General features: G+C 54.5%; 8 protein-coding genes. 5 read left to right on the forward strand and 3 right to left on the reverse strand.

Annotation, left to right across the window (positions count from 1 at the left end; translation table 11 throughout):
- Positions 1-29: 29 nt before the first annotated feature.
- Positions 30-1,172 (reverse strand): hypothetical protein, encoded by a 1,143-nt coding sequence (locus C3B54_RS06440; RefSeq protein WP_104913764.1) that lies wholly within the window; start codon positions 1,170-1,172, stop codon positions 30-32.
- Between the two features lie 105 nt (positions 1,173-1,277).
- On the opposite strand from C3B54_RS06440, the gene C3B54_RS06445 reads away from it, so the two are divergent.
- The 5 genes from C3B54_RS06445 to C3B54_RS06465 all read left to right on the forward strand — a co-directional run bounded on the left by C3B54_RS06445 (position 1,278) and on the right by C3B54_RS06465 (position 10,882).
- Positions 1,278-2,540, forward strand: coding sequence for a hypothetical protein (locus C3B54_RS06445; protein WP_104913765.1), 1,263 nt, complete (start codon positions 1,278-1,280; stop codon positions 2,538-2,540).
- A gap of 407 nt (positions 2,541-2,947) precedes the next feature.
- Positions 2,948-4,510, forward strand: a complete 1,563-nt coding sequence (locus C3B54_RS06450) for a type I restriction-modification system subunit M (RefSeq protein WP_104913766.1) — start codon at positions 2,948-2,950, stop codon at positions 4,508-4,510.
- Positions 4,507-5,682, forward strand: coding sequence for a restriction endonuclease subunit S (locus tag C3B54_RS06455; RefSeq protein ID WP_104913767.1), 1,176 nt, complete (start codon positions 4,507-4,509; stop codon positions 5,680-5,682). Before C3B54_RS06450 ends, C3B54_RS06455 begins: the two co-directional genes overlap by 4 nt.
- Positions 5,679-8,708 carry a type I restriction endonuclease subunit R gene (locus tag C3B54_RS06460; RefSeq protein ID WP_104913768.1) on the forward strand — a complete coding sequence of 1,010 codons (3,030 nt, stop codon included), beginning with the start codon at positions 5,679-5,681 and terminating at the stop codon, positions 8,706-8,708. Before C3B54_RS06455 ends, C3B54_RS06460 begins: the two co-directional genes overlap by 4 nt.
- Positions 8,709-8,821: 113 nt before the next feature.
- Positions 8,822-10,882, forward strand: a complete 2,061-nt coding sequence (locus C3B54_RS06465; RefSeq protein WP_104913769.1) for a GmrSD restriction endonuclease domain-containing protein — start codon at positions 8,822-8,824, stop codon at positions 10,880-10,882.
- A gap of 15 nt (positions 10,883-10,897) precedes the next feature.
- Here C3B54_RS06465 and C3B54_RS06470 read toward each other — a convergent pair whose 3' ends face one another.
- Both C3B54_RS06470 and C3B54_RS06475 read right to left on the reverse strand, forming a co-directional pair.
- Positions 10,898-12,025, reverse strand: coding sequence for an Ltp family lipoprotein (locus C3B54_RS06470; protein WP_104913770.1), 1,128 nt, complete (start codon positions 12,023-12,025; stop codon positions 10,898-10,900).
- A 143-nt stretch (positions 12,026-12,168) separates the two neighbouring features.
- Entirely contained in the window at positions 12,169-13,323 is a 1,155-nt protein-coding gene (locus tag C3B54_RS06475; protein ID WP_158665581.1) for a hypothetical protein, read from the reverse strand.
- Positions 13,324-13,423 lie beyond the last annotated feature (100 nt).

The raw sequence follows: 13,423 nt of genomic DNA on the forward strand, positions 1-13,423 counted from the left end.
GGGCAGTGAGGAGGCGAGGGAACAACCATCTACGCAGTCTCTGGATTAATAGGGAGTCTTGAGTCGATTGAAAGCGTAAGCCGCGCCTCAGTCGAATCTTTCGCCTCGGAGGACAAGCGCAGCGAGCCAGGCAATGTTGCTCGGCCCCCGACCGAATCCAAAGCCTGGAACACACGAAGCGCGAGCCATTCAGGGACGTAACCGACTTTCAACCCCTTCACGAGCACAGCGACAGCTCGGCCGCTAGGGCTGTGGTCGTTTTCGGGCTCCTGCACTAATTCTGCTTCGACTATATAGTCAAACGCCTCGCCGGCGCGAAAGTCCCTCCGAAGTTTTTCGAGATTCGAGCGCTGGAACTGTTGGCCCACAACTTCAATCTCCGAGATTGTTGGCTGTGGCGGCGACTCAACAGTGAGGGACTTTGCGCGCTCATCATCATCTACGGCTTTCAGCCTTCTGTTTTCTGCCTGTTCGATGAGTTCCTGTAACCGTTCAGTGCTTGCCCAGGGGTTCTCATGGACGATTCGCGACTGGGCGCGGGCGGCTTCTGCCCCTCTTCTACTTTCTAGACGTGCGGCTTCCCAGCCCTCCTCCTGGGCAATGCCTGCCAAATCGAAGGCCACTGATGGAGCGAGCCCGTTGGTGGGGTCAGCGAGGGCGACTCCCGACATTCGCTTACGGTTCGATGTCGCCATCATCAGCTGGCCGCCGTTATCCGCGTTCCAGCCAACAAGTTTTGCCATATCCCACTCGCGAGAGTGGTGTTTTCCGATAAACATCACGCGCATGTTCGTGAAGGTGACCCTGCCGGAATCGATAATGCGGAGAACATCGCCAGGCTCCGGAGAGATGGAGGTGCCTGATGCGGCGGTGTAGAAGAAACCTTTTGCCAAAGCAACGGTGAAAGCGTCTGCTGACCTCCTTGAAATACGCGGGGCCTGTCTTGACTCAATGAGGTTCACGTTCTTTTGGACCCAGACCAAGTGCTCTCCTGGGCGGAATTGGAAGTCCGCATGCTTCTGAAGAGGTAGCTCGTTAGCGAGCTTCGTGAGAATCGAAGCGTTTGACTCGGCCCCGGTCGTTATCGCACGATTGCGGAGGCCACGGCTACCAAAGAAATACACACTCGCGACAACTCCGCCGAAGAACATAAGAAACCAGAAAACTTCCATATTCGCCTCTTCTGCCCTTTCTACCCCTTCAGTGTGATTCTCCCCCGAACCGACGACATTTGAAAACTCTCCCAACTGTCTGCATGACATGGCTAGCCTTTTCCCATGGGCATACTTGATTTTCTTCAACGGAAAACACTTCCCCCCACAGCGGCTCCGCAACTACCCGAGCTAGCCCGAGGTAGTGAATCCAACGTCGCTGGTGAAAGTTTCTACTCAAAATCTTTTCGACGACTGGCGCGAAAGTTAGGTAACGGTCCTAAAAGCGAAACGCTGGTTGAAATTGAGCTTCGGGCAGACCCAACCAATCGGTTCAGCGTATCAGGCAAAGCCGTCGGCGTGTGGTGCTTAGGACTGCAACTAGGTCACATCCCCGAACAAGTTGCCCCCGAGGTTTTCGACAAAATAAGGACTCGCGGATGGTCAGCTCGATGCTCAGGACGAATCTGGTTTGACCAATTTCGGCGCGAGCGACCAAAGCATTCGGTCAACCTCTTTATCCACCCCGTGCATTGGGCTGACGAGCCAAGCCCCCTTTCGCAAGCACGCTCCTCCACATACGCAAGAGTTGACGAGATACACCACGAATCTCTCGACGCCCAAAGGCAGGACCGAAAAAGAGGCTGGAGTCCTGAGCTGCCAAAGCTGAAAAAAGGAGACGAAGTCACCATCACCCAACTGAGCCTGCCGGATGAAGAGTTTCTCCAAGCAGTGCTCCAGCCCCATGGAATCAAAGTGGAACACCGCATTACGAAAAGCCGCACATCAGTTGTGGTCGTTCCGCAGAATGGAGTGTGGGACGATTCCGCCGAGCTAGATAAAGCCCTTCTTTGGAATAAACCCCACTCGACACTCGGCGAGTTTTTCGAACGGTATCCCGAGTTGTCGCCTAAACCAGAAATGCTTGAAAGCAAGCGCTTGGCAGATGAGTGGCTCGCTACCCGGTCACAGCCCGCCGAAATGGCTGCGGCGAGAGCGCAAGTCGCTGCTGCAGCACGAAAGGGGCCAGTGGTCCTTCGGGGCCTTGCTTACGCCGAGACCCTTCCGTTTCGATTTGGGCTATTTAATGGGCGCGTGTTGAACGAGCACAAGCAAACCGTCCGAAGACTTCTTGAAAACAATGGTGCTCGCCTTTGGGACCGTCTAATACTTCCCGGTGCTCTCGGCCTTCAAGTGGACCAAGAAAATCTCGTCTTTGCGGTGGATGATGAGCCGGTCGCACAGGTCCAGGCGGAGGACAAGTCATGGTTCAGCTCCGCAATTCGCGATTTCCAAAGCAATGCGCTGCTTCTCGACATTTGCTGGCAGCGCCCGAACAAGTTCCAGGTCTCCGCACAGACAAACATCGGTGCTAGTGGCGAGGACTGAACTCTCTTAATCAGCCTCTTTACGGGATTCGCGCTAAAGGAGCAGAAATACAAAAACGTTGGTTTATGAGAAGCACTGACTTTGGAAGTAATGGTGAACTTCAATTGCAAACTAAGCACCCAAATCTCGTTACTAAATCTTTGTGACAAAACCACCGTTTGTGAAACCATAAATGCCGGCTCAATTACGTGGCCGATCACGGTTCGAGATACGGCCTAGGCGGGCAGGGCGCGATGGGTAAGGAGGGTTCAAGCAGTGAGCTTGTTGGTGACCAACCGTAGACTACAAACATGAAGAGATGTGCCGATTTGTCCCGCGCCGCCGATCAAAGGCATAACCAAGCCCTGACACTCCATCCACACAAGGGCAAAAGACCCATGCCAACACTGTGGTTGGTGAGCTAGTCAATGGCTGCAGCAGCATCACAGCAGGCCGAACTTCACCGCACAATTTGGCGAATTGCCAACGACATGCGGGGAAGTGTCGACGGTTGGGACTTCAAGAGTTATGTGCTGGGCATGCTGTTTTATCGGTATATCTCGGAAAACCTCTCCGTCTACCTGAACAAAGCCGAATGGGCCGCAGGAAACCCGGACTTCGACTACGCCACACTCTCAGACGAGGAGGCCGAATACGGCCGCGTGGAGACGGTCGCCGAAAAGGGCTTCTACATTTTGCCCAGTCAGCTTTTTGCCAACGTGCGCTCTCGGGCCGCCAACGACCCCAACCTGAACGAGACCCTCGAGGCGATCTTCAAGGCAATTGAAGGTTCAGCAATTGGTTCCGAGAGTGAAAATGACCTGAAGGGGTTATTCGATGACTTGGATGTCAATTCCCAAAAGCTCGGTTCGACCGTCCCCAAACGAAACGGTCGGTTAGCAAAGCTTATGGAGGCGATTGGCGATCTCACCCTCGGTGATTTTGCGGACAATTCGATTGACGCGTTCGGTGACGCCTATGAGTACCTACTGGCTATGTATGCGTCAAGTGCGGGAAAGTCCGGGGGCGAGTTCTTCACCCCGCAGGAGGTTTCTGAGCTCCTTGCTCGGATTACCCTGGTCGGCAAAACACAGGTGAATAAGGTGTACGACCCAGCCTGTGGTTCAGGTGCACTGCTGCTCCAATTCGCCAAAGTCCTTGGCAAAGAAAACGTGAGGAAGGGTTTCTTCGGCCAAGAAATCAACCTGAATACCTTCAACCTTGCCCGGATCAACATGTTTCTCCACGACGTGAACTACGAAAAGTTCTCCCTCGCACACGGCGACACTCTCACTGATCCCGCCCACCTCGACGACGAACCTTTTGAAGCGATCGTGTCAAACCCGCCCTACTCGATTAAATGGGACGGCGACGCCAATCCCCTGATGATCAATGACCCGCGGTTTTCGCCCGCGGGAGTGCTTGCACCCAAATCAAAAGCCGATTTGGCCTTCACCATGCACATCCTGTCGTGGCTCGCCGTTGATGGCACCGCCGCCATTGTGGAATTCCCTGGTGTGATGTACCGGGGTGGGGCAGAACAAAAGATTCGCAAATACCTCATCGATAACAACTTTGTTGATGCGGTCATCCAACTACCCACTGACCTCTTTTTTGGTACCACCATCGCCACCTGCATTCTCGTGCTGAAAAAATCGAAGAACGACAATGCGGTGCTGTTTATCGACGCCAGCGCAGAGTTCAAAAGGGAAAACACGAAGAACCGCCTGACTCCCGACAACCGGGCGACCATCCTCAGTGCTTACGAATCACGGGATAACACCGAATACTTCTCCCGCCTGGTACCAAACGAAGAGCTTGCTTCCAAGGATTACAACCTTTCAGTCTCGGCTTACGTGGAAAAGGAAGACACCAGGGAAGTCATCGACATCGCCGAGCTAAATAAAGAAATTGAACAAATCGTCGCCAGACAGTCCGCACTGCGAGCCCAAATTGATGCAATCGTCAGAGACCTCGAGGGTGAGCGATGAGTCGGATAGACGGACTTATTAGCGAGTTGTCTCCCGCCGGGGTACCCCACGCAATCCTTAGCGAGATCGCCACTTTTTCCGACACCCGTTCTGATGTTTCTTCTTTGACCTCGGAGACTTACGTGGGCGTCGACAACATGCTTTCAAACAAGCGAGGTATCCGTCCGGCGAAGCAGGTTCCGGTTAGCGGAAAAGTCACCGGTTACACCGAAGGGGATATCTTGCTCGGAAATATTCGCCCCTACCTAAAGAAAATTTGGCTCGCAACAGGCTCTGGCGGCTGCAGCGGGGACGTACTGGCGATTCGCATCACACCATCTTCCGTTGGCCAGGTGGCGCCGGCTTTCCTTTTTTACCTTCTCTCGTCAGATGGCTTCTTTAATTTTTCGATGAAGCACGCACGCGGGGGGAAGATGCCTAGAGGTTCGAAGCCGGCAATTATGAACTATCGCATCCCGATTCCCCCGCTACGGGTGCAAGAGGAAATCGTCCGCATCCTCGACACCTTTATGGAGCTAGAGGCGGAGCTAGAGGCGGAGCTAGAGGCACGAAAAACGCAGTATGAAGTGGTGCGCGACTCTCTGGTTTCGTTTGATGGGGACCTTGAGGGGCATCCACTAAGTGAAATGATTCACGAGATGTGTCCAGAAGGTATTGATTGGGATCGACTTGGCGAACTAGTCCGGATTCGGAATGGCCGCGATTACAAGCATTTGCCCGAAGGGCCAATTCCTGTCTATGGTTCCGGCGGCGTCATCGCCTCTGTGTCAGAGTCCGCCCATCCTGGCCCTTCTGTGCTTATTCCTAGGAAGGGCTCGCTTGGAAACCTATATTTTGTGTCATTTCCGTTCTGGACAGTCGACACTATCTTTTTCACCGAGGTTGGGGACCGCTTGGCCCCGAAGTTTTTTTACTACTTCCTGGAATCAGCCGAGCTCGAAAACCTCAATGAAGCCGGAGGAGTCCCAAGCCTCACACAAGCCAAACTCAACGAATTGAAGATCCCAGTGCCCCCACTTGGCATTCAACAGGAAATCGTCCGTATCCTCGACAGCTTCAACACTTTGGTGAACGACATATCTTCGGGTCTTCCCGCTGAGATTGCTGCCCGCCGGAAGCAGTACGAGTATTACCGGGACAAGCTGTTGACTTTTGAGGAGCTCGCTGCGTGAGTGAGGCCCAAGCGATCCGTTATGACCCGATTGCGGTCAGTAACGAGAGCACGGTTGTCTCGGAGTACGTACCGGACAAACAGAACGCCTCTAGTTACCAGTCAGAGGCGCAGCTGGAGACTGAATTCATTCGGTTGCTGGAAAGCCAGGCCTACGAATACCTCCGCATTACGTCAGAAGCGGATTTGATCGCTAATCTCCGCAGGCAGCTGGAGACCCTAAACAATGTGACCTTTTCTGAGGGCGAGTGGGAGCAGTTTTTCTCCAGCCAACTGGCGAGTTCAAACGAGGGCATTGCGGAGAAGACCAGGCGCATCCAAGAAGATCACATTCAACTTCTTCGCCGCGATGATGGGTCGACTAAAAACATCGCGCTTCTGGATAAGTCAAACATTCACAACAATCGCGTGCAGGTCATCAACCAATACGAGGTGGCCGAGGGTAACGGCGGTGCAACACGGACTAACCGCTACGACGTGACGGTTCTGGTAAATGGGCTGCCGATGGTTCACATTGAGCTCAAACGCCGTGGTGTGGATTTACGCGAAGCGTTTAACCAAATCAATCGATACCAGCGCGATAGTTTCTGGGCGGGTTCCGGGTTATTTGAATACGTGCAGTTGTTTGTGATCTCCAATGGCACATTGACCAAGTACTACTCAAACACCATTCGCAAACAACGCCTCGAGGAGTCCAAAAAGGGCTCTGCCAAATCGAAGACGTCGAACTCGTTCGAATTCACCTCCTGGTGGGCAGATGCCCACAACAAACCCATTCAGGACCTCACCGCGTTTGCGAAAACCTTTTTTGCCAAGCATTCACTCTTGAACGTCTTAACCAAATACTGCGTGTTGACCACTGAGGGCATGTTGCTGGTGATGCGCCCCTACCAAATTGTGGCGACCGAGCGAATCCTGCAGCGCATTGCTATTTCAACGAACTACAAAACACTGGGAACGATCGATGCCGGTGGGTACGTATGGCACACCACCGGTTCGGGTAAGACACTGACCAGCTTCAAAACCGCACAATTGGCTACCCGTATTCCCAGTGTCGACAAAGTGTTGTTCGTGGTGGATCGAAAAGACCTCGACTTTCAGACAATGCGGGAATACGACCGGTTCGAAAAGGGTGCCGCCAACTCCAACCAATCCACTGCCGAGCTGAAAAAACAGCTGGAAAACCCGAGTGCGCGAATTGTGGTCACCACGATCCAGAAACTCTCAAAATTTGTCGATCGCCACGAAAGCCACGCGGTCTACAACGATCACACAGTGATCATCTTCGACGAATGCCACCGCTCACAATTTGGCGATATGCACCAGGCCATCACGAGAGCTTTCAAGCGCTACAACCTTTTTGGCTTCACCGGGACTCCGATATTCGCGTCAAACGCGTCGACTGGCGGGAAACCCCAGCTGAAAACGACAGAGCAGGCCTTTGGCGACAAGCTACACACCTATACGATCGTCGACGCCATCACCGATAAGAACGTTTTGCCGTTTCGAATCGACTACGTCAACACGGTCAAGATGACTCCCGGTCTCACCGAGCAGCAAGTATCCGCAATCGATGCCGAGCGTGCGCTGCTCGACAGTGAACGTATCCGCCAAATCGTCGCGTATATCCGCGAGCACTTCGATCAGAAAACAAAACGTTCGGAGCACTACACGACAGCGGGTAAGCGGATGCAGGGCTTCAATTCGCTCTTCGCTACCGCATCGATTGACGCTGCGAAGGCGTATTACATGGAATTCAAAAGCCAGCAGGAGTCCGTTCCTGCGAGCGAGCGGCTGAAGGTGGGAATCATTTACTCCTACGCGGCCAACGAGGAACTCGTTGATGGCCTACTCGATGAGGAAGAGTTCGAGACTGACGGGCTCAGCATGGACGCTCGGTCTTTTCTGGACGCCTGCATCAGCGATTACAACGAGATGTTCGAGGTGAGCTATGACAGTGCCTCGGAAGGTTTTCAGAACTACTACAAAGATCTCACGAGGCGACTTCGCGAGCGAGATTTGGACCTCGTCATCGTGGTCAATATGTTTCTCACCGGCTTTGACGCCACAACCCTCAATACTCTGTGGGTAGATAAGAACCTTCGCTCCCATGGGCTCATCCAGGCCTATTCCAGGACTAACCGCATTTTGAACTCGGTCAAAACCTACGGAAATATCGTGTCGTTTCGTGATCTGGAACAGGCCACCAACGACGCTATTGCACTGTTTGGCAACAAAGACGCCAAGGGCGTCGTACTCCTCAAGCCGTACCAGGACTACTTCAGCGAATACCTCGAGAGGCTCAACGAACTCAAAACACAGTTTCCCCCTGGTGAGCACATCGTCGGCGAACAAGCCGAGCGGGAGTTTGTTGAGCTGTGGGGTGCGATCACCAGGCTTCGCAACATTTTGACTTCCTTCGACGATTTCCAACACCAAGACGTACTGGAAGATCGGCAAGAACAGGACTATCGCGCCCGATACCTCGATATTTACAACGAACGTCGCAAACTGTTGGACGCGGAGCGGGCCACCATCAACGACGACCTGGTCTTCGAAATCGAGTTGATCAAACAGGTCGAAATTAATGTCGACTACATCCTGATGCTCGTCCAACAACACCGCGATCGATTTGGTGACGGTTCCGATACCGAAATCAAAGAATCAATCGCTCGCTCCATCGACGCCTCACCGTCACTGCGAAACAAAAAAGATCTCATCGAGGCGTTCATCGAATCGGTCAACACCGCCGAAGAAGTCGACCAGCAGTGGGCAGAGTTCATCAGCAAGCGGCGCGAAGAAGAGCTGGAACACATTATTGCCGCCGAAAACCTCAGACCCCAGGCCACCAAGGCGTTTGTCATGGCCGCCCTGCGTGACGGTGCTGTGGCCACAAGTGGAACTGCCATCACCGGCATTCTGCCCCCAGTGTCACGTTTTTCCCCCGATGGTGGCCACGGCGAAACGAAACAGAGGGTCATCGAACGCCTGTCAGCATTCGTCGCACGCTTCTTTGGATTGGGATAGCGGTGAGAGGCCTCCCCCAATCCCTCTCCTGCGCGTCAGTGCACCGCCCTAGGCTCTCGATGACAATGTGTCGCCTCTTAAGTGATTCTTTGGGAACGAAAGGTGGATAGAGCGTGGATGTTCATGACACGGCACTAGGAAAAGTTCTTGAGGGCACCAATCAGTACCTCATTCCGCTCTACCAGCGTCCCTACTCGTGGACTATGAAGAACTGGGACACCCTGTGGCAAGACATTATCGAGCTCGCTGAGACGATGAAGCATGCACCACACGCGACCCACTTCACAGGAACGTTGGTGTTGGAAGCGTCTTCGGTGACAACCGGGCTCACCCAATTCGTGGTCGTAGACGGCCAGCAGAGACTCACCACCCTGAGTGTGCTCCTGGCGGCCATCACTCGAGGATGGGAAGCGGGCGGACACGAACAGGCGGCACGAAAAATCCGAGACCAGTACCTGGTCAACCCTTACGCCGACGATGTTGACTCTCAGTTTCGCCTACGACCTGCAAACTTCGATGAACCCGCATTCCGAGCAGTGGTGCAGGGACAGAAACTTCTTGGCACCGAATCGAAGATCACGAGCGCCTTTAGCTTCTTTCAGCGCAAGATTAGACAGCTCGACGAGTCGGGGCTCGACTTACAAGAGCTTCAACACGCCGCGCTGTCGGGCCTCAAATTTGTCACCATCACCGCGAAGTCAGACGACAACGTATACAGAATCTTCGAATCGATTAACAACACAGGTGTGCGGCTCACCCAGGCTGACCTGGTTCGAAACTTCGTCTTCATGAAGCTGGGTAAAGCAGGCGACCGCATTCACGATCGGCTATGGCTCCCGATCGTCGACCAGCTCTCGTCGGAAGACGTTGAGGCCGTGTTCTGGATTGACGCCCAATGGCGCGATCCAGAATCCCGGAAGCTCAACGTGTACGAACAGCAAAAGAAGCACCTCAAGACCATGGATAACGATGCAGTCGTGGCCTATCTAGAGAATGTGCTTGATATCGCGGGAGCGCTCAGGCAGCTGCGCAATACCGCTCTTATCTCCGATCCTGGTCTACAAACTCAGGTCGCTCGCTTCGCTCAACTCATAACACCGGGGGCGCTTGTCGTCGCTACGCGCATTCTCTTCTTGCTCACCAAAGGCAAGGTATCGCTTGAAGAGGCCACACAGGCTTTCGCGGTTCTTGAGAGCTATCTTGTCCGTCGGATAATCGCCGGCATCCCGGTGAATTCACTGGGCCGGATTTCCGCTGCTGTCGCGGCAGAATTAACCGGCCCCGAAGTCGCAGAAGAGCTTCATCGGCTACTTTCAACCGGCCGCCGCGCGTACATTCCAGATAGCGAAATACGCCGAATTCTCATCGAAACCCCTATCTACCTCCGACCTCGTCGGGAGAATGTGAAACTGGTCCTCCAGCGTCTTCTGGAACAGGAACAAGCCAAAGACGCGATTGACTTCAGTTCGATGAGTATCGAGCACGTCCTGCCACAAAAACTCTCTGACCAAGCGCGAATCGAATTTGCTGCCTCACTCGAACCTGGCGAGGATCTCGAGGAAACCCACCAAGCACTGGTGCACACCATCGGAAACCTGACGCTCACCAACTACAACAGTGAACTAAGTAACAGTCCGTTTAGCGTGAAGCGCGAGGAGCGGCTAAAGGACACTGGCGTAATCGCCAACCATCAAATCGCCCGAAAGGATTCCTGGGGAAAGCGGGAAATACTCGAACGCTCGGAGCGGCTTTCCGAAACCGCAATCAGTATCTGGCCGGGACCAAATGAGGCGTTGCTCAATAGCAAGCAAGAGAGCGTATACGACAGGATCGACGAAGCGATGGCAGTGATCGGCCCTGGCAGTTGGACCACCTACGGCGATATTGCCCAAGCGGTGGGCACCGTCGGACAGGTCGTAGGCGCGGCCGTATCTCGCTCTGGTTCTCCGGAAGGAGCATGGCGTGTGCTCCGCGCCGGCGGAGCGGTGTCCCCTGAGTTCAGTTGGCCGAGTGATTCCCCCTACAAGGGTCGCAGCTGTCAGGAGGTACTGGAGTCTGAAGGTGTCGTATTCACAGACGGAAAGGCCGACCCAAGTCAACGGATTTCCGTCGACACCATTCGACTACAGATGGATAGTGTCGACGATGAGGAATCCGACCCCCAAGCGGTGTGAAACGCCAAGCTGTCTTTAGAACCCTGCCTGGTCCACTCCATATTCGGCTTCTGCTTGGCTAAAGCCTTCGAAAACCAACTGGTCAATGAGGCCTTGTCGAGAAAATGACGAGAACTCCAGGTAAGACTGTGCCGACTGGGCCGCCTGTTCATTCCAGTCAGCACCCACCGCGTCAACACCGTAGGTGGCTTCTTCTGTGGTGAAACCTTCAAATTCGAGCTGGTCAATAAGCCCCGATCGGGAGAAGGCAGAAAAGTCGAGGTAGGACTCGGCGGAGCCGAGGGCTTGTTCATTCCAGTCAGCACCCACCGCGTCAACACCGTAGGTGGCCTCTTCAGTGCTGAAGCCTTCGAACTCCAGTTGGTCGATCAACCCGTTGCGAGAAAAGCTACTGAAGCTCAAGTAGCTCTCTGCTGATTCTCTAGCGTTTTGCTGTCCGACTGTTTCATCGGGACGCTCAGGCTCTTGCTCAACGCCTTCAGCACCTGCAGTGTCGTCTTCTTGCAGTCTTGATTCAGCAGAGTCACTCTCGTTCGAGTCAGTCGTGCTGGCTTCTGATTGGGTTTGCTCAGTGCTGGCATCGGTGCTTGTGTCATCGTCGCCACCTCCGGTGAGGCTCGAGATGATGGCCAACAAGACGATCACGGCAATAGTGATGAACCACCAGCGGGTATAGAACGGCTTTTCCTCAGATTCGCCTTCGGCGCCGACACCGACTCTGGACGTCGGGCCGTAGGGGGTGTGGGTCGAAGTTGTGCTGCCGGTAGCCGGGTTAGTCGTGCCACCCACTGCCTGTGATGCCTGTGACGCGCCACTGTCAGAGCCCACTATGCCGGGGGCTTCGCTGGCCCCTGCGGAGGTATACGCCCCCTGGCCCGCGGCATAACCCGCAGCGCCTGCGCCGCCTGACGCAGCGGCGTTACCGGGTTTGATCCAGGCCCCAGCCTTGTCGGTCAAGTTGCCAGACGCTGCGGAGATGATGTCAATGAGCCAGCCAATGCCGAAGAGACCGAAGGTCAGGAAGTAGAGGACACCGGTGCCGACCTTGCCGATATAGAACCGGTGAATACCTGCCCAGCCGAGCAGGATGGTAAGTAAAAGGGTGGCGGTATAACTCTTGTGGCTTTGCATAAGCCTCAGCATGTCAGAGAACTGAACAAAACATCAAATTATTTTTATGTTTTTGGCTATTTGCCCGCTAAATCATGGCCCTGTGACCTGCACTACGGCCATCACCTGGTGAGCCGCAGCCTCAAAATAAGGTGGCCCACAAGTCAAGTAGCCAGTTAGATACTGAGCCTCGAGTCCACAAACAACACCACCGAGGACTTATTGGGCTTGGAGCGTGGACTATCCAGCCACAACCTGGAGCCCACCATCAAGGTGCCACCCTCAGCGTCGACCTGGTCGAACACTGTGGGAGCAATGGCTTCAGGGATGTGCCCCACCAACATGTCTCTTATAAACACCGCTACTGCTTTGCCAGACGGGCTGTGCGGGTTGTCTGGATCACAGCGAAGCTCTGCTTCCACAATGTGTTCGCTTTTGCCTTTCGAGCGGAAGTATTTGCGCAGTGTGGCCATACTCTCGGGGTGAAACGACTCCCCCACCACATCGATTGTTGCGGGTAACTGCGCCCCGGACCTTCCATCCGGAACGGCTGATTCATCCCGGTTACCAACCACCTGGGAGCTCGTGGCGGGGTTGGTGGGTGTGGCAGTGACAGCGCGGGCCTGCTGGCGTTGAAACTGTTCGACTGATGAGCGTGTCGCCCACAGGTGGGATTTAATGAAGTCAACTTGTGCGTGGGCGTCGGTGATCGCATCAGCAATTTGTTGTTTTGCCGCCTCCACGCCGTGTTCGGCGACATGCTGGGCAATTTGAAAAGCGACCCAGGGGCTTAGGCCACCTTGATGGGTGGGAACAATGCCCGACATTTTCTGCCTGTTGGATACGGCCATTAACACTCCCGAGGATTGAAATGGTGTGGCACCCAGCAGTTTGGAAAATGCCCACTCCCTGGTGTGCATTGAGCCAACAAAGACCACTCTTTGGTTGGAAAACACGGCATAGCCCTGATCGATGGCCGTCATGTGTTCGGGTGGTGGCGGGCTCACACTGCCACCGGCACCGCCGGTGGCAAATACCCCAGGGGCAACCCGGAAAGTCAGCGCACCGATGGTGCGCCGGGAGCGCCTGGCCCCTGTTCGGGTTTCCATGAGCGCGACACCGTGTGCCTCATAGACAAACTCTTCCCCCTTTTTCATCGCTAGAGCAGTGCTGTGTTGGCCGGGAAAGCTTTGCGCGAGTGCTTCCAGGGCGTTGGCCTGTTGGCGACCGAAAGACATCGCCCGTGAGCGAAAGATTTGTCGCCTGACGAAGATGACCCCGGTCACAATGAGTGCCAGGACAATGAGTGACCCAAAATCCATAGCCTTCACTCCCCTAGGTGTCCAGATCCTTCATATTGGGCTTATCCCACTGCACTGTTGGCCAGAAACTCTCTCCATCACACCAGACCGCGCAGCTACTGGCACGTTA

Source organism: Pontimonas salivibrio (assembly GCF_002950575.1).
GTDB lineage: Bacteria > Actinomycetota > Actinomycetes > Actinomycetales > Microbacteriaceae > Pontimonas > Pontimonas salivibrio.